This window comes from Rhizobium sp. 01L419, from assembly GCF_056400025.1.
Window position 1 is genome coordinate 163,164 of record NZ_JBFTSM010000008.1, and the last position, 15,757, is coordinate 178,920.

Below are 15,757 nucleotides of genomic sequence, written 5' to 3' on the forward strand. Positions count from 1 at the left end.
TATCTGCTCGCAGGATGGCATTCGCGGCTGGCGCGAGGCTGGTGGCAGAGGCCGAAACGGCACCAATTGGCAGTCGATGCGGGCCCTTGCCGGACCTGCATCCGGCGGCTGTCAGGCCGCGACACCGTGGAAGAACTGGATGCTCTGTTCGATCTCGGCGGGAAGCGCCGAGGTGTGGTTGCCGGTGACCAGGTCAGCTTCGATACGCGTGCCCGCCGCACGGGCGCGCGCGACGAGCAGATCAGCCCGGTCGTTGAAATGCGATTCCTCCGTGCCGTGCAGCACACGCACCGGGCATTTGAAGCTGTGCGCATAACAAAGCGCCGTGCGCACCTCGAACTCATGCGCGTTCGAATCGTCGAAGCGAATGTCTTCGGGGTAGCGGTTGAAGAACCGGAAGGCGTCCGCGTTACCCGATATCGGCACGGCCGCCCGGAAATGACGCGTACTCATCGCCGTCAACATGGTCAGCGTGCCGCCGATGCTGTGACCGGCGATAAAGAGACGCTCGGGATCGATGCCCGGCAGATGGCGCAGACGCTCGGTCGCGGCGAGCACGTCGTCGACTTCGTCATAGAAGCCGGAAAAATTGCCCATCTGGCCGTTTTCGCCGCGCACGGACGGCATCATCACGACATAACCGGCATCCACGTAAGGTTTCATGAGCTGCCAGTGGCCCATGCCCATGGCATTGCCCCCATGAAGGAAGAGGATGCCGGGCTTGGCCTTATGCTCGCGCTTGTATCTGGAAACCCAGGCCGTCAGTTCCAGCTCGCCGCCGTAGCCGGAGCGGTAGAAGATCCGGTCGGCATCGGCGGGTGCCGTCAGCGGCTCGTATTTGTCCGGCGCCGGCCCCTTCTGCAGCAGCTTGGTGCGGAAGTGATGGCGGACACCAGCATAGTCATGCTTGGCGAGCCTTGGAACGTCGGGAACATCGAAGGCATTCGCAAGGCTGGGCAGCAAAAGAGAGCCCGCCATGCCTGCAAGCAGACCGCGGCGTCGACGGAAAAAAGCATTTCGTTCTTGCGAGTTCATACGCGGCATCCATCATTTTCCCGGCTCAAAAAATCTGCACCGGAAGCGCGTTGCCGCCAATACACATGCTGTTGAAAACGGGGGGCCTGCGTCATTGTTGCGCAGGCAGATGTCATCAACCCGCCTTGGCGTCGATCATAGCAATGAGCGTGCGCAGGCGATCGGCCTCGTAGGAGGGCTTGTCAGGACGCAATCTCGCTATGCGAGGGAAGCGCATGGCGACGCCCGACTTGTGGCGAGTGGAGCGATTGATTCCCTCGAAGGCGACTTCCACCACGAAGCCGAACTCCTTATCCGCCCGCACTGCCCTGACCGGTCCGAAGCGCTCGGTCGTGTTGTTACGCACGAACTTGTCCAGCACTTCGAGCTCGGCATCGGTGAAGCCGAAATAGGCCTTGCCGACGGGAACCAGCTGTTCGCCGTCCTCCCCGTCCTCCCCTTCCGCCCAGACGCCGAAGGTGAAATCTGAATAATAGCTGGAGCGCTTGCCGTGGCCGCGCTGGGCGTACATCAGCACCGCATCGACATTGAAAGGGTTGCGCTTCCACTTGAACCACGGCCCCTTCATGCGCCCGGCCTGATAGATGCTGTCGCGGCGCTTGATCATCACGCCTTCGATGACGGGATCGGGCGGGGCGGCACGCAGATCATCCAGCTCCTCCCAGGTCGAGAACGGCACCAGCGGCGACAGATCGAATCGGTCGTGAGGCGCGTGTTCGATGATTTCGGCGAGACGGTCGCGGCGCTCGATATAGTTCTTGCCGCGCACATCCTGCTCACCGTCGAAAAGCATGTCGTAAGCGCGGATGAAGGCGGGATATTCCTCCAGCATTTTTGCCGTCACCGTCTTGCGATTGAGGCGCTGCTGCAGATCGGAGAAGGTGCGGGTCGGGTTGTTGGAGCGCGCCGTACCGCCGACCAAAAGCTCGCCGTCGACAACGCCGGCAAAGCTGATCGATTGTAGAATATCAGGGAAGGCGCCGGAGATATCGTCGCCGGAGCGGGAGTAGATCCTGCGCGTCTCACCGGAGCGCGAAAGCTGGACGCGGATACCGTCCCATTTCCATTCGGCAGCATAGTCGGCGGGGTCGAGGGCATCGAGATTGCCCTCCTCCACCGGATTGGCGAGCATAACCGAATGGAAAATCGCAGGCGTTGCAAGCACCGGCTTTTCTTCCCCGCCCTCCAGCCATTTGAAGAGGCTTTCATAGGGCGGCTGCAGTCCGTGCCAAAGCGTTTCGATCTCGGTGACATCCTTGTTGCCAAGATCGGCCAGCGCCTGCTTGGCGAGGCGGGCGGACACGCCGATGCGCAGCGCCCCGGTCGCAAGCTTGATGAAGGCGAAGCGGCCGGAGGAATCGAGACGGTCGAGCAGGTCGCGCACGAAGCTGCGCACCTCCGTGCGGCCGAGGGAGTTCATCTTGACGACGACTTCTCCCAGGCGCGGCTGGGCAAGCGCGGAGCGGTCGATATCGCGCTCATTGTCCCAGACCAGCGAGATGGTTTCGGCAAGGTCGCCGACATAGTCATAGGAATAACGAAAAAGCACGTCGTCCATGCGTTCCAGAACCAGTTCGCGCAGCATGGCGGGCTTTACGTCGCGCACCTCCAGCGTGCCGGCGATGGCGGCAAGGCCGTAGCCGCGATCGGGGTCCGGCGTGTCGCGGAAGTAGTCGGTCAGCAGTTTCAGTTTGCCGTTGCGGCTGGGGGTGAGGACCAGGCGGTCTAGGAGGTCGGCGAAGGCTTTCATATTGAACCTCCGACTTCGGAGAAAGTCCCCTCCCCAATCCCTCCCCACAGGTGGGAGGGGCTAAACTGCGGATGCTTCCAGGTCGCTGCAAACGGAATGCCGAGGGTGCGGCACGAAAGCCCCTCCCCCTTGTGGGGAGGGGTTGGGTAGGGGTTTTCAGCCGCAAACGCCATCCTCAATCCCCCTCATCTTCATAACCCACCAGATGCAGCGGCTTGGCCTTGATGCCCTGCAGCTCGCACCAGCGGACCAGCGCCTCCTCGCGGCCATGAGTAACCCAGACTTCCTGCGGGGCAAGTTCGGTGATCGTCTCGGTCAGTTCCGGCCAATCGCAATGGTCTGATATGACGAGCGGCAATTCAACGCCGAGCTGCTTGGCGCGCTGGCGCACCATCATCCAGCCAGAGGCAAAGGAAGGCAGCGGGTCGTTGAAGCGGCGTGCCCAGCGGTCGGCAAAGGCAGAGGACGGGCCGACGACGATGGCGCCCTTGAAGACGGACTTATCACGGCTTTCGATGGTGGCCGGCAGGAGTTCGCCGAGATCGATGCCCTGGCTCACGTAATAATCGCAAAGCCTTTCCATGGCACCGTGGATGTAGATCGGCTCGCTGTAACCGGCGTCGCGCAGCAGGCGGATGACACGCTGCGCCTTGCCAAGCGCGTAGGCGCCGACGAGATGCGTGCGTTCGGGGAACTGGCGCAGTGAGGCGAGCAGCTTGCCGGTCTCGTCTATTGGATCGGGATGATGAAAGACCGGCAGGCCGAAGGTCGCCTCGGTGATGAAGACATCGCAGGGCACCGGCACATAGGCTTCGCAGGTCGGGTCCGGGCGGCGCTTGTAATCGCCCGATACGACGATGCGTGTACCATTCTTCTCGATGGCGATCTGGGCCGAGCCCAGCACATGGCCGGCGGGATAAAAGCTCACCTTCACGCCGTTGACGACGAGTTCCTCCCCGAAAGCGACCGGCTGTTCGCTGGCCGAGAAGCCGTCGCCGTAGCGGATGCGCATGATGTCCAGCGTCTGGCGGGTGGCGAGCACGTTCACATGGCCCGGACGAGCATGGTCAGAATGGCCATGAGTGATCAGCGCCCGCTCCACCGGCCGCACCGGATCGACATAGAAGCCGCCTTCCGGGCAATAGAGCCCTTCGGGGGCGGGATAGAGCAGCGCGTCTGGTCTCATGACAGCAAAGATAGTGGGAAATGTGTTTTGCGCCAGTGGGATACGCAGCGCCAAATTTAGCAGTGAAGGCGGGCCATGCGGCCTCCCCGTCCATTGCATCCGCCCAAAAGCCTCGTTAGCTTCGCCCGCGCTGCAGCAGGAAAGCGAATGAGAGGCTTATGAGGACTGTTTTCAGATATGCGTTGGTGACACTCGGGCTGATGCTGCCCGCCGCGGCCGCGGCAAACGACTGGCAGCCGAGTGAGGAAGTGAAGGCTTACGCAATCACCGGCCGCACCGGCATGGAGCTTTACCGGTCGATCGGCGAACGCGGGCCGCAGGTGGGGCCGGGACGGGTCATCGCGCATACGACTTTCAAGCTGACCTGGACGCGCAAATATGAACAGCAGGGCAGTGCCTGCACACTGACTTTCGCAAAGCCGAAGCTCACCATCATCTACACGCTGCCGAAAGCGCCAAACGACCTTCCGGCGGCTACCAAGGCAAGCTGGGATAGCTTCATCACCGGCGTGCGCACCCATGAGCGCTGGCATGGCGAGACGATCATCGAAATGGTCAAGGAGATCGAGACGCTGAGCAACGGCTTCTCGGTGACAGACGATCCCGGCTGCAAGAAGATCAGGCCTGAACTGACGGTACGGCTCGGCGAGCTCTCCAACAAGCAGCGCCAGCGCGGCCGGGATTTCGATCGCGTGGAAATGAGCGAGGGCGGCAACATCCAACAGCTCATCCTGAAGCTGGTGAACGGTTCCTGACCGGTTCAGAGCGCGGCGAGGAAAGCGTCGACGCGGCTCCAGGTTGCCTCCGCCGCCTTTGCATCATAGTCAGGCAGCGACGGATCGGTATAGAGATGACCGACGCCGGGATAGAGGAAAACCTCCAGGCTGATATTGGCTCTCGCAGCATGCGCGCGCCACGGAGCTACCTCGTCCGCCGGCGCAAACTCGTCGCGCTCTGCGAGATGGACCTGCAGGGGAATGCCTTCGCGCGCATTGGCCGGAATTTCTGCGATACCATGCAGCAAGAGAATGCCGGCTGCTTGCGGTCGGCCCGACCAGAGGCTTGCGGCTACGCCTGCGCCCATGGAGAAGCCGCCGAGGACGGCGGATGCCGGCAAGTCGGCGACCGCCTTTTCGGCGCGCCTGCAAAGTTCGGCCCAGCCAATCTCTTTCTTGAAGGCGAAGCCTTCTTCGAGGGTACGCCCTATCCTGCCCTCATAGAGATCGGGCGTGATCACCTGATGGCCGCCCGCGCGCAGACGCTCCGCAGCATCGCGTTCAAGGGACCGAAATCCGTAGACCGAATGAAAAAGTACAATCGCCGCCATCGCTACCTCCCTGCTTTGCGGGGTCAACATAGGGTTTCTGCAACGTGAAGGCGAGCCTTTACCCATAAAAGCCCCAAATGAGCCAAAGATCCACCGGAATCGCTTTCTAGCCATTTGCCAGGCACGACCGGAGGGGATGATGGGACGGAAGCTCAAATATACAGGCGTGGCGGTTCTCGCCTTTGCCGCCGCAGTTTATCTCAATAATACCAGCTTTTTAGCCGAACATAGAGAGGGCAAGCCACTGCTTCTGGCGCATCGCGGCATCGCCCAGCGCTTCGACGAGACGGATCTGAAGAACGATACCTGCACGGCCACGCGCATGCTGCCGCCGAAGCACGATTATCTTGAGAATACCATCCGCTCGATGCAGGCGGGCTTCGATGCCGGCGCCGATGTAGTGGAGATCGATGTGCACCCAACGACGGACGGACAATTCGCCGTTTTCCACGACTGGACGCTCGACTGCCGCACGGACGGACATGGCGTCACGCGCGAACATTCCATGACCGAGATGAAGACACTCGACATCGGCTATGGCTATACGGCCGATGGCGGCAAGAGTTTCCCCTTCCGCGGCAAGGGCATCGGCCTGATGCCGACGCTCGACGAGGTTTTCTCCACCTTCCCGGACAAACATCTGCTCATCAATGTCAAAAGCCGCGACCCCTTGGAGGGCGAGAAGCTGGCTGCCGTGCTGAACGGCCTTCCTGCCGAACGGCGCGCGAAGATCATCGTCTATGGCGGCAATGAGCCGATCGACCAGCTCCGGCAACTGGCGTCCGATATCCGCACGGCTTCACGCGCCAGCCTGATGGGCTGCCTTACCGGCTATATCGGCTACGGCTGGACGGGCATTCTGCCTGATGATTGCAAGAATGTTATGATGCTGGTTCCGATCAATTATGCGCCATGGCTCTGGGGCTGGCCGGACAGGTTCCTCAACCGCATGCAGGATGCAAATACACAGGTCTTCGTCATCGGCCCCTATCACGGCGGCGGCTTTTCGACCGGTATCGACAATGCCGAACGCTTCGCGCAATTGCCAGCCAATTACTCCGGCGGCATATGGACGAACGAGATCGAGACGATTGCCGATCTGATGAAGTGATCAGGCGCCACGCGCCAGCAGCATGACGACGATCTCTTCCGGCGCGACAGGCTTGGAGAAACGATAGCCCTGCGCCTCCTCGCATCTGACATGGCGCAGGAATTCCAGCTGCGCATCGGTTTCCACGCCTTCGGCGAGCACCGAGAGTTTCAGCGTCTGTGCGAGCGAAATGACGGCCGACGCAATGGCGACGGCGGTCTTGTCGGCAGGCAGGGCCTCGACCAATGAGCGGTCCATCTTCAACCGGTCGAAGGGAAAGGTCTTCAGCGCGGCAAGCGAGGAATAGCCGGAGCCGAAATCATCGATCGACAGGCGCACGCCGAGCGCACGCAGCGACAGCATGATGGCGAGCGCGCGGGCGGCATCCTGCATGATGACGCTTTCAGTCACCTCCAGTTCCAGCCAGCGCGCATTGAGCCTATGGCTATCGATCGCTTCGGCGACGTGGGAGGCGAAATCAGGATCGGCAAACTGCTTGGGCGAGACGTTGACGGCCATGGTCAGTGGCGTCAGGCCCATATCCTGCCAGGTGCGGGCCTGGCGACAGGCCTCGTTCAGCACCCAGAGACCGAGCGGCACGATGAGACCGGTTTCTTCCGCAAGCGGAATGAAATTGACAGGCGGTATCACGCCCTTCTCCGGATGGTTCCAGCGCACCAGAGCTTCGAGGCCGGTAATGCGGCCGGTCGCGACATCGACCTGCGGCTGGTAGAGCAGGAAAAGCTGGTTGGCGACGATCGCCTGGCGCAGTTCCTCCTGTTCACTGAGTGGCAGGCCGGCGGAATTGCTCACGACGCCGTCGTGATATTGCAGCGTGTTCCGGCCTAGCTGTTTGGCACGGTACATGGCGCGATCCGCGTTGGTGAGCAACTCGTCCGGTGTGGCGCCGTCCCATGGGAAGGCAGCGATGCCGATGCTGGAGGTAACGGCGATCTCACCTACCTCGGAGCGGACCGGCTTGGAAATCGCCTTCTGCAGTTCACGCAATCGCCGCATCATGCCGGCATCGTGGCTGGACTGGTGGACGAGCACGACGAGGAATTCGTCGCCGCCGAGGCGCACGACCATATCAGAGGCGCGCAAACAATTCGCCATGCGGGCAGCGGTCTCCTTGAGCACCTCGTCGCCGGCGGCATGACCGCTCGTGTCGTTGATCTCCTTGAAATTATCAAGATCGATATAGGCGACAGTGACCTTGCGGTTGTTGCGGCGAGCCTGATCGAGGATCTTCGCCATTCGCTCCTTGAGAAAAGCGCGGTTCGGCAGGCCCGTCAGATCATCGTGATGGGCCATGAAATGGATGCGGTCATCCACTCGCTTGCGCTCGATGGCGATGCCGGCGATATGGGTGGCAAGTGCCACCAGCGTCATCTCGTGTTCGGTCGGGCGTCGCGTCTCTTTTGAATAAAGCGCGAAGGTGCCGAACACATTCTTCTGCGACGTGCAGATCGGCGTGGACCAACAGGAGCGGAAGCCGAACTGGCTGACCATTGCCCGGAAATCCTCCCAGAGCGGATCGGCCATGACGTCTTCGACGATAACGGTTTCGCCGCGCCAGGCTGCCGTGCCGCAGGAGCCGACTTTCGGGCCGATAGCGACGCCGTCGATCATGCGGCTATAGGCGCCGGGCAGATTGGGAGCCGCGCCGTGGTAGAGCCGCGTACCCTCGCTGTCGAGCAGCAAAATGGAGCCGGAAATGCCGGTCATCTGGCGCTCGATCATGAGCACCAGCGCCTCGAGGATCATCGGCAACGGTTCGTTGCGGGCGATCATTTCCAGAAGGTTCGCCTGGCCGCGATAGAGCTCCTCCTGCCGCTTGCGCTCGGTAATATCGCGAGACACGCCAATGAGGCCAACCACCTCGCCGCGGTCGTTGCGCAGCGGTATCTTGGAGGTCAGACGACACATGATGCCGCCATCCGGCAGCGGCACGAATTCTTCCATGTCGATGCGGGGCTCGCCGCCCGACATGATGTCTTGCTCGACATCGAAATATCGGCGGGCCGTCTCAAAATCGAACAGGTCGAAGTCACGCTTGCCGGCGATCTCGGCAGCGTTCTCCAGCCCGTGGCTGCGCGCCATGACAGCATTGGCGAAGACGAAGCGGCCGTCACGGTCCTTGACGTAAAGAAAATCGGGAAGCTCGTGGACGATCGCCTTGAGGCGGAGGTTCTCTATGCCTTCGGAAAGATGATGGGCAGTCGCCGCCATCATTGCCTCTGTGGCAGCTACGATACGTTGTGTCTCGGCACTGAAGTTATCACCAGATTCCCAACGTCGGACACCCATTCCATTCATGACGCTGTTCTCTCCCGGTAACCGCAGGCCTATCCACAATAGTCATAATTGAAACCGCTTTCTAAAATAACGAGCATTTCCTTCGGGCTGTTTAAGTGGAAAGGTGAACAAGACGACAATATTCGAGAGGTTGCGTTTGCTACTCGACCGATGGTTATTCTTCTTCTGCAGATATGTGTCGAAAAGAAACATTTCTGCTGGCATGATTCCTGCGTGGGCACCGATATGAAGAAGGAATTCAGCAACGTCTCCCGGCGGGATATACTTGGCATGTTGACGGCCTCCGCAGCGGCCGTGACGGCGTCGCGCGCTTTTGCGGCTCCACTCAGTGCGGTGAAACCCGACCTGCGCGGCACGATCGATGCGGTGCAGTATCGGGCCATTCCCGAAAGCGGCGACAAGAAGAACCGCAACCTACAGCAGATGATCGAGAAAGCGGCGCGCGAGAACGTGCCGGTCTTCCTGCCGCCTGGCACCTATCGCATCTCCAACCTGACGCTGCCGGACAATACGCGGATCACAGGCGTGCCCGGTGCGACGCGGATCGTCTATACCGGCGAAGGTCACCTCTTTGCCGCAGAGAATGCAGGCCGCATCGAGCTTTCTAATCTCGTCATCGACGGATCGAACCGCTGGCTCGCCGATTATGCCGGCGCCCTCATCCAGTTCACCGGCGTCGGCGAGGTGCTGATCGACAATTGCGAGATCGTCGGCAGCCGCAAGCACGCGCTGCAGCTCGAGCGCTGCGGCGGGCGGATCGAGCGCAGCAAGATCTCGGGCGCCGGGCAGTCCGGCATCTATGCGGTGGAATCGGCGGGGCTTTCGATCACGGGCAATACGGTCTCCGACTGCGGCAATGGCGGCATTCTCGTGCATCGCTGGAAGAAGGCCGAGGATGGCACGATCATTTCCGGCAACCGCGTTTCCAGTATCCGCGCCAATGATGGCGGCACCGGCGAAAATGGCAACGGCATCAATATTTTCCGCGCCGACGGGGTGACGGTGACTGACAACCAGATCTCCGACTGCGCCTTTACCGCAGTCCGTGCCAATTCCGGCTCCAACATCCTGATCAGCAACAACCAGTGCCGCCGCTCGGGCGAGACGGCCATTTATGTCGAGTTCGAATTCGTCGGCGCCGTCGTGTCAGGCAACATGATCGACGGCGCTGCTAACGGTATCTCGATTGCCAATTTCGACCAGGGCGGTCGGATGGCAAGTGTCACTGGCAACGTTATCCGCAATCTGACACTCAAAGGTCCCTACAAACACGAAGTCGGCTTCGGTATCGGCATCGCGGCGGAGGCCGATACGCTAGTATCAGGCAATGTCATCGAGGATGCGCCGCGCTGGGGGCTGCAGATCGGCTGGGGATCCTATCTGCGCAACGTCGTCGTCAACGGCAATGTGGTGCGCAAGTCGCCGGTTGGTTGCGCGGTCTCGGTTGCCGAGGGCGCAGGTTCAGCCGTCATCACCGACAACATCTTCCAGGAGATGGGCAAGGGCGCTGTGCTGGGCTTCGAATGGGAGAAGCAGGTCTCGGACGAGCTTGCGGACGATAGCTCCCGCTACGGTCAGCTGACCGTAGCGCGGAACCGGATTTCCTGAGCGCTATCAAAAGCTTTCATCGACATATCATCCGCAGGTGCTTTCTTCATTCCTGCGCTGGCTTTAGGGTCGGCGCGAAATAGAAGGGGATATGCCATGCTGACAATCTACGGGGTTTACCGCTCGCGTTCCGCACGCGTTTACTGGATGGCCGAGGAACTGGGGATCGAATTCAGATCCGTGCCGGTGCTGCAGGCCAGTCGGCTTGCCAATCCGCTGTCGCCGGATGCGCCTGTTAACACGCTCACGCCGGAATTCCTTGCGCTCAATCCGATGGCGCTGATCCCTTGCATCAAGGACGGCGATCTCGTGCTGAACGAGTCGCTGGCGATCAATCTCTATCTTGCGCGCAAATATGGCGGAGAGCTCGGTGGAAAAACCGTCGAAGAAGACGGTTTGATGGCGATGTGGACGATCTGGGCGGTTTCCGAACTCGACGGCAACACGGGCAAGATCGTCTCGACCTATGACAACGGCAACGAAAACACCGAGGCGGGACGCGCGGTGATCGATGTCGCCTGCCGCACCATGAAGCGGCCGCTTTCGGTCCTCGAAAAGCAACTCGACGGCAAGGACTGGATCCTCGGCGGGCGTTTCACGGTCGCCGACCTCAACATCGCGGAAGTTCTGCGCTACGCCCAGAGCGAAACCGCGCTCTTCGACGCGCATCCGAACATCGATGCCTGGATCAGGCGCTGCCAGTCGCGCCCGGCCTATCTGGAGATGCAGCACAAGCGCTCGCTGGAGCCGGCCGAAGTCTGAGGATCAGCCGAAGATCGCGGCCGTTTCAGCCATTTCCTCGCGGATCCAGGCCTTGAAGTCGCGCACCTTCTTCGGCTCACGGCTGCCTTCGGCACTCACGAAGTAATAACCGTCGCCGGTATTGGCGCGAATGCCGAAGGGTGCGATCAGCCGGCCTTCCTGCAGCGAAAAGCCCGCAAGCGTCTGCCAGGCAAGCATCACGCCCTGACCGGCAATCGCCGCATCGAGGCAAAGCGAGGCATCGTTGAAGCTGTGGCGTACGGCAGGCGGCGCGCCAGAGAGACCGGCTGCCTGCATCCAGACATCCCATGTGAACATGGCGTGAGCATCGATGACGGCCGGCAGTTTCAGGATATCGGCCGGCTCCTTCAGCTTCGCGGCCATCTCGGGAGAGCAGACAGGAAACACCACCTGCTCCAGGAGATGCTCGACCTTCACGCCCGGCCAATGGCCCTTTCCAACGCGGATGGCAACATCGATATCGGAGGCGGCCAGATTGACGAGTTTGGTCGTCGCGTCGAGGCGCAGGTTGATTTCCGGGTGGCGCTCCATGAACCTATCAAGCCGGCAGACCAGCCAGCGGGCAGCCAAAACAGGCGCCACCGATATGGTCAGGATGCATTCGTCCTTGCGCTGCGCCATCGAGACAGCTTCCGCAAGACGGAGGAAGCCTTCGTTCAGGGCGGCAAGAACGGGAGCGCCTGCTTCCGTTGCCAGCATGCCCTTCGGCGTGCGCTCGAAGAGCAGCCGGTCGAGCTGTGCTTCAGTCTTGATGACCTGCTGGCTGACGGCGCCGACGGAGACGCCAAGTTCATCCGCGGCCGCCTGAAGCGAGCCCAGCCGGCCAACGGCCTCCAATGCGCGAAGGCCATTGAGATGTACGGAATTGAGATTTCTCATATAGTTTTCCTATAGTATGGAACCGGTAATCTCAATTGAAAAGCGGATATTCATCGCCGATATTGACAGCACAAGACGATTATCTCCGAAGGCATTGGATAGAATGAGCCGTCGAGGCAGGATGATCCTGCTCGCGCCGATGGCTGTGCCACGCCTTGAGAAAGCGAGAGCCGAGATGACACTGCTGAAGTTTTTCTGGAGCCAACCAAATCCTGGTACGAGTAGCTCACCGACCGAATATGATTGGGATGTCGATCTGTTCGATCACCCTGATATCGTTGCCATGTCACAGCGCGAGCTTGCAGACCTGCCTTTGCCGATGCCCGCGTCGCACCGCACGCCACAACGACAACTAGAGAAATGCGTCTGAAACTGTAATATATTCCCGTTCAGGAATATTCAGGGCGGGCGGCATGACGGAAAGTGTGGAAGGCATTCTGGCGCGGTTGAGGCGGCTGGCAACGGAGGCAGGCCTGCCTGGCATCGAGGAAAGTACCTCTTATGGCAGCCCGGCGCTGAAGGTCGGTGGCAAAAGTTTCGTCGCGGTCAAGAACGATGAAACGGTGGTGATCTCGATCCCGATCGACCACAAGGAACACCTGCTGACGATGGCGCCCGATATCTACTATCAGACGAACCACTATGTCGGCTGGCCGCATCTGCCGGTCCGGATTGCCGTTATCGACGACGACGAACTCAAGCAGCGGCTGATCGACGCCTGGACGTACCGGGCGCCGAAGAAGTTGATATTCGCCTACAGGGCTTAGACTTTTTCGCGTGCAAGTGCGCGCTGTACCGCGGCGCGCTCCAGCATGCGGCCGTAATGCTCGCTGACCCTCGGGAAAACCGAGGGATCGACGCCGTCGGATGGCAGCCAGCCAGTCATGACGAAGAGATAGGGATCGGCGACCGTATAGGCGTCGCCCATGACCCACGGACCCTGGAACAGGCTTGCCTCGATCAGTTCGAAGCTTTCGGTCATGGTCTGCGGCACCTTGGCCTTCATCGCCTCCAGCGCGGCGGCGTCATCGGCCCAACGGTACCCGCGCGGGCGGTGGGCATGGTTCACATGCACGGTCGACGAGATGTAGCTGTTGAAAGCCTGCAGTCGCGCAAACTCGAAGGGATCGTCGATCGGGCCAAGCTTTGCGGCTGGCGCGATCTGGGCGATATAAGCAAGGATTGCCGTATTCTCGGTCAGCACGCCACGTTCGGTCGCCAGGGCTGGAACGCGACCTTTCGGATTGATCTTCAGATAGGCTTCCGAACGCTGTTCGTTTTCCCGCGTATTGACCTTCTTGGCGTCGAAGGAGAGGCCGGATTCCTCAAGGGCGATAAGACTTGCAAGCGCGCAGCTTCCCGGTGCGAAATAAAGTGTAAGCATGATGAGACTCCCCTTTTCGGGGAGCCTTATAGCGTGAGCTTCAGGGCCGGCGAAAGATAGAGCCGTGCTTTCTCTTCACCTCGGCCGGCAGAATAAGCGACGCTCAGGCGCAGCCTGGCACATCTTCCAGCCGGTACCAAACCGGAATGCCGCGCTCGGTGGCGATGCGCACGTCGTTATCCGCCCCTTTGGAATCGCCCGGCAGGCGCAGCACGCCCTCGCAGAGCTGCAGTAGCCGGCCGGCCACCGGATGGAAGATTTCCTCGTAGAGATCATCTCCGACAGACTTTCCCCCGGCCGCATGCCAGATCGGCAAGGCCACCCATTCGCCGATCATGGGCACATGGCCTGCCCGGAAAAGTGCGCAGGACGGCTCCTCCAGGCGCTTGAGGTTGGCAGCCATCTTTGTCGGGTCATCGCCCGTTCCGGACCTGTAGGGCCCGGCAATCAAAATTAACATGATCTACTCCATCAACTCCCGGCCTCATGCACGGGATTTCGCGAAAATGCACGATATTTCTTGAATGTCGAGTCAATTCGTGCATATTCGCGATGTTTTGTAGATTTTCGTGCAGGAGCATTCATGCTGACCAGCCAACGCAAGGCCCTCATCCTCGATATCCTGCGCCGCGACGGGCAGGTGATTGCCAAGCGGGTGGCGGAGGATTTCGAACTCTCGGAGGATACGATCCGCCGCGATCTGCGGGAGATGGCCGCGGAAGGGCTGCTGAAGCGCGTGCATGGCGGCGCCTTGCCCATTGCCCCTGATCTGCCCGACTTCACGGCCCGCAGTGAAGTCGCTTCCGAGATCAAGGCCCGGCTCGGCGCAAAGGCGGCGCAGATGGTGAAAGCCGGGCAGATGGTATTTCTCGACGGCGGAACGACGACGGCGGAAGTGGCGCGCCACCTGCCGCGAGACATTCCCCTCACCATCGCCACGCACAGCCCGACGATTGCCGCCGAGCTGGAGCATCACCCGACCGCCGAGGTGATCCTCTGCGGCGGCAGGCTCTATAAGCACTCGATGGTGGCGACGGGTGCGGTCGCGATGGCGGCGATTTCGGCCCTGCGGCCGGATATCTTCTTCCTCGGTGTGACTGCCGCGCATTCCGTGCACGGATTTTCGACCGGAGATTTCGAGGAGGCGGCAATCAAGCGGCACATTGCCCGCTGTTCAGCGGAGACGCATGTGCTGCTGACCGCGGAGAAATTCGATCTCGTTTCACCCTGCCCGGTGCTGGCCGTCAGCGAGGTGGCGGGGCTGATCGTGCCAGCGGAAATGCCGGCCGAACGGCTGAAGCCCTATCGCGATCTCAACGCTGCGATCTTGGCAGCGTGATTGCCCTGTGAGACAGAGAACAGCGTGACCCTTCTACCTACGATTCAACGTGTGATTTCGATGCTGTCGATCGAGTAATCAGAGGCGCCGAGATCATCGGATTGACTGTGCATGACCAAGAAGTAGCGAAGTTCCTCGATATAATATCCGCTTTCCTTCCAGCTTGTATGGTCGCACTGCAGCGACCAGGCGCGGCCTTCAAGAGCAGCGTGGACAGTCTTCGCTTCGACCGACCGGCCAATCATGCAGGAGGTTTCTTGAAGCCCGGCTCCTCCCGACATTTCCGTATCGAAGGAAAAGGAGGCATCAGCAGCCCAAGCCGAGACGGTCAACGTCAATGCTGTCGTGATCGTTATCCTCCGGTTTTCCTGAGGGCCGTGTAAGCCCCGCTGATTGTTTTTGGATTTCAGCTGCACTGGACCCACCTCTTCACGGTCCATGACGAAGCTTGGACTATAGACTTCACGAACCCGGGTCGTCCCGCTTTTGCCTGGTTTGACGACGAGGGTGACCTGGTGACCGGGTCTTGTGCTGCTCGTCCTCGTAATGCTGGCCTCTAGTGCGACAGGTCCGTTGGGCAGTATCGCCTGCAGCTTTGCGGCCGTTGCCTGCACATTTGCGGGAACGGCGACATCATCCAGCCCAGGTTCGTCGCCGTAGCCAGGCTGGCTGATCTCTTGAAGAATCGATTGAAACGAGGCGCGCCCCTGGCTGAAGATTGTTTCATCGGGATGACTAAGGCATCCCCTGAATGATCGTTCGATGAGCTGCTGGGCTTCCCTCTCGCCGAATTTCTGCCTTATGACATCGAAATGCTCCATCACCGATATGATGACGGCATTGGCACCCTCATTGATGACTGTCTGGTTATTGTCGCGCATCGCGTCGACCAGGATTTGACATTTGGATTCAGTCGTCAAACTGCCGAGGAGCGGGTTAGGCGAACCGCCGGAGGATTCTGCCGCCTGCGCGCACCCAACCCCTGCCCAGAATGCCGTGACCGCAACGACGCCGAACGATCCGAATCTTGCCATCCAGATATTTTCCTTGTTGACCT

At 60.5% G+C, this 15,757-nt stretch carries 16 protein-coding genes; 7 read left to right on the forward strand and 9 right to left on the reverse strand.

All coding sequences use genetic code 11. The features are described 5' to 3' along the window. Positions 1 to 111 precede the first annotated feature (111 nt). The 3 genes from AC1DUP_RS17560 to AC1DUP_RS17570 all read right to left on the reverse strand — a co-directional run bounded on the left by AC1DUP_RS17560 (position 112) and on the right by AC1DUP_RS17570 (position 3,971). Positions 112 to 1,035, reverse strand: coding sequence for an alpha/beta hydrolase family protein (locus AC1DUP_RS17560; protein WP_113300314.1), 924 nt, complete (start codon positions 1,033 to 1,035; stop codon positions 112 to 114). A 115-nt stretch (positions 1,036 to 1,150) separates the two neighbouring features. Further along, complete coding sequence (locus AC1DUP_RS17565) at positions 1,151 to 2,785, reverse strand: cisplatin damage response ATP-dependent DNA ligase (RefSeq protein WP_477833413.1); 1,635 nt, start codon at positions 2,783 to 2,785, stop codon at positions 1,151 to 1,153. 175 nt (positions 2,786 to 2,960) lie between these two features. Further along, a complete protein-coding gene (locus AC1DUP_RS17570) occupies positions 2,961 to 3,971 on the reverse strand; it encodes a ligase-associated DNA damage response exonuclease (protein ID WP_477833415.1) in 1,011 nt (336 codons plus the stop codon). Between the two features lie 158 nt (positions 3,972 to 4,129). On the opposite strand from AC1DUP_RS17570, the gene AC1DUP_RS17575 reads away from it, so the two are divergent. Further along, on the forward strand, positions 4,130 to 4,726 hold the full coding sequence (locus AC1DUP_RS17575; protein ID WP_477833417.1) for a DUF922 domain-containing Zn-dependent protease: 597 nt from the start codon (positions 4,130 to 4,132) through the stop codon (positions 4,724 to 4,726). A 5-nt stretch (positions 4,727 to 4,731) separates the two neighbouring features. On the opposite strand, the gene AC1DUP_RS17580 is transcribed toward AC1DUP_RS17575, so the two are convergent. After that, complete coding sequence (locus AC1DUP_RS17580) at positions 4,732 to 5,298, reverse strand: dienelactone hydrolase family protein (RefSeq protein ID WP_477833419.1); 567 nt, start codon at positions 5,296 to 5,298, stop codon at positions 4,732 to 4,734. 139 nt (positions 5,299 to 5,437) lie between these two features. Between AC1DUP_RS17580 and AC1DUP_RS17585 the strand changes: the two genes are divergently transcribed. After that, entirely contained in the window at positions 5,438 to 6,409 is a 972-nt protein-coding gene (locus AC1DUP_RS17585; protein ID WP_113309924.1) for a glycerophosphodiester phosphodiesterase family protein, read from the forward strand. On the opposite strand, the gene AC1DUP_RS17590 is transcribed toward AC1DUP_RS17585, so the two are convergent. Continuing rightward, positions 6,410 to 8,707 (reverse strand): EAL domain-containing protein, encoded by a 2,298-nt coding sequence (locus AC1DUP_RS17590; RefSeq protein WP_113309923.1) that lies wholly within the window; start codon positions 8,705 to 8,707, stop codon positions 6,410 to 6,412. A 225-nt stretch (positions 8,708 to 8,932) separates the two neighbouring features. Between AC1DUP_RS17590 and AC1DUP_RS17595 the strand changes: the two genes are divergently transcribed. Then, positions 8,933 to 10,315 carry a TIGR03808 family TAT-translocated repetitive protein gene (locus tag AC1DUP_RS17595; protein ID WP_477833422.1) on the forward strand — a complete coding sequence of 461 codons (1,383 nt, stop codon included), beginning with the start codon at positions 8,933 to 8,935 and terminating at the stop codon, positions 10,313 to 10,315. Positions 10,316 to 10,411: 96 nt separating this feature from the next. Then, complete coding sequence (locus AC1DUP_RS17600; RefSeq protein ID WP_477833424.1) at positions 10,412 to 11,077, forward strand: glutathione S-transferase family protein; 666 nt, start codon at positions 10,412 to 10,414, stop codon at positions 11,075 to 11,077. A 3-nt stretch (positions 11,078 to 11,080) separates the two neighbouring features. Here AC1DUP_RS17600 and AC1DUP_RS17605 read toward each other — a convergent pair whose 3' ends face one another. After that, a complete protein-coding gene (locus tag AC1DUP_RS17605) occupies positions 11,081 to 11,977 on the reverse strand; it encodes a LysR substrate-binding domain-containing protein (protein ID WP_477833426.1) in 897 nt (298 codons plus the stop codon). Positions 11,978 to 11,993: 16 nt separating this feature from the next. Here AC1DUP_RS17605 and AC1DUP_RS17610 point away from each other — a divergent pair, with 16 nt between their 5' ends. After that, positions 11,994 to 12,347: a hypothetical protein gene (locus AC1DUP_RS17610; protein WP_477833428.1), complete on the forward strand. Its 354-nt coding sequence runs from the start codon at positions 11,994 to 11,996 to the stop codon at positions 12,345 to 12,347. Between the two features lie 43 nt (positions 12,348 to 12,390). Then, positions 12,391 to 12,744 carry an MmcQ/YjbR family DNA-binding protein gene (locus AC1DUP_RS17615; RefSeq protein WP_113297125.1) on the forward strand — a complete coding sequence of 118 codons (354 nt, stop codon included), beginning with the start codon at positions 12,391 to 12,393 and terminating at the stop codon, positions 12,742 to 12,744. On the opposite strand, the gene AC1DUP_RS17620 is transcribed toward AC1DUP_RS17615, so the two are convergent. Both AC1DUP_RS17620 and AC1DUP_RS17625 read right to left on the reverse strand, forming a co-directional pair. Next, the gene (locus tag AC1DUP_RS17620) at positions 12,741 to 13,361 is read right to left on the reverse strand and encodes a glutathione S-transferase family protein (protein WP_477833430.1); all 621 of its coding nucleotides are present in this window, start codon (positions 13,359 to 13,361) and stop codon (positions 12,741 to 12,743) included. The two genes, AC1DUP_RS17615 and AC1DUP_RS17620, sit on opposite strands and share 4 nt — an antisense overlap. A 103-nt stretch (positions 13,362 to 13,464) precedes the next feature. Next, positions 13,465 to 13,821 carry a phosphoglycerate kinase gene (locus AC1DUP_RS17625; RefSeq protein ID WP_113297127.1) on the reverse strand — a complete coding sequence of 119 codons (357 nt, stop codon included), beginning with the start codon at positions 13,819 to 13,821 and terminating at the stop codon, positions 13,465 to 13,467. A 123-nt stretch (positions 13,822 to 13,944) separates the two neighbouring features. On the opposite strand from AC1DUP_RS17625, the gene AC1DUP_RS17630 reads away from it, so the two are divergent. Next, entirely contained in the window at positions 13,945 to 14,700 is a 756-nt protein-coding gene (locus tag AC1DUP_RS17630; RefSeq protein ID WP_477833433.1) for a DeoR/GlpR family DNA-binding transcription regulator, read from the forward strand. A gap of 44 nt (positions 14,701 to 14,744) precedes the next feature. On the opposite strand, the gene AC1DUP_RS17635 is transcribed toward AC1DUP_RS17630, so the two are convergent. Next, positions 14,745 to 15,734: a hypothetical protein gene (locus AC1DUP_RS17635; RefSeq protein WP_477833435.1), complete on the reverse strand. Its 990-nt coding sequence runs from the start codon at positions 15,732 to 15,734 to the stop codon at positions 14,745 to 14,747. Positions 15,735 to 15,757 lie beyond the last annotated feature (23 nt).

Bases quoted from the DNA above. Each gene is read 5' to 3' on its own strand.
- AC1DUP_RS17565 (WP_477833413.1), bottom strand. From the start codon at position 2,785: ATGAAAGCCTTCGCCGACCTCCTAGACCGCCTGGTCCTCACCCCCAGC.
- AC1DUP_RS17590 (WP_113309923.1), bottom strand. From the start codon at position 8,707: ATGAATGGAATGGGTGTCCGACGTTGGGAATCTGGTGATAACTTCAGT.
- AC1DUP_RS17575 (WP_477833417.1), top strand. From the start codon at position 4,130: ATGAGGACTGTTTTCAGATATGCGTTGGTGACACTCGGGCTGATGCTG.
- AC1DUP_RS17625 (WP_113297127.1), bottom strand. From the start codon at position 13,821: ATGTTAATTTTGATTGCCGGGCCCTACAGGTCCGGAACGGGCGATGAC.
- AC1DUP_RS17600 (WP_477833424.1), top strand. From the start codon at position 10,412: ATGCTGACAATCTACGGGGTTTACCGCTCGCGTTCCGCACGCGTTTAC.
- AC1DUP_RS17610 (WP_477833428.1), top strand. From the start codon at position 11,994: ATGGAACCGGTAATCTCAATTGAAAAGCGGATATTCATCGCCGATATT.
- AC1DUP_RS17620 (WP_477833430.1), bottom strand. From the start codon at position 13,361: ATGCTTACACTTTATTTCGCACCGGGAAGCTGCGCGCTTGCAAGTCTT.
- AC1DUP_RS17595 (WP_477833422.1), top strand. From the start codon at position 8,933: ATGAAGAAGGAATTCAGCAACGTCTCCCGGCGGGATATACTTGGCATG.
- AC1DUP_RS17615 (WP_113297125.1), top strand. From the start codon at position 12,391: ATGACGGAAAGTGTGGAAGGCATTCTGGCGCGGTTGAGGCGGCTGGCA.
- AC1DUP_RS17580 (WP_477833419.1), bottom strand. From the start codon at position 5,298: ATGGCGGCGATTGTACTTTTTCATTCGGTCTACGGATTTCGGTCCCTT.
- AC1DUP_RS17560 (WP_113300314.1), bottom strand. From the start codon at position 1,035: ATGAACTCGCAAGAACGAAATGCTTTTTTCCGTCGACGCCGCGGTCTG.
- AC1DUP_RS17635 (WP_477833435.1), bottom strand. From the start codon at position 15,734: ATGGCAAGATTCGGATCGTTCGGCGTCGTTGCGGTCACGGCATTCTGG.
- AC1DUP_RS17630 (WP_477833433.1), top strand. From the start codon at position 13,945: ATGCTGACCAGCCAACGCAAGGCCCTCATCCTCGATATCCTGCGCCGC.
- AC1DUP_RS17585 (WP_113309924.1), top strand. From the start codon at position 5,438: ATGGGACGGAAGCTCAAATATACAGGCGTGGCGGTTCTCGCCTTTGCC.
- AC1DUP_RS17570 (WP_477833415.1), bottom strand. From the start codon at position 3,971: ATGAGACCAGACGCGCTGCTCTATCCCGCCCCCGAAGGGCTCTATTGC.
- AC1DUP_RS17605 (WP_477833426.1), bottom strand. From the start codon at position 11,977: ATGAGAAATCTCAATTCCGTACATCTCAATGGCCTTCGCGCATTGGAG.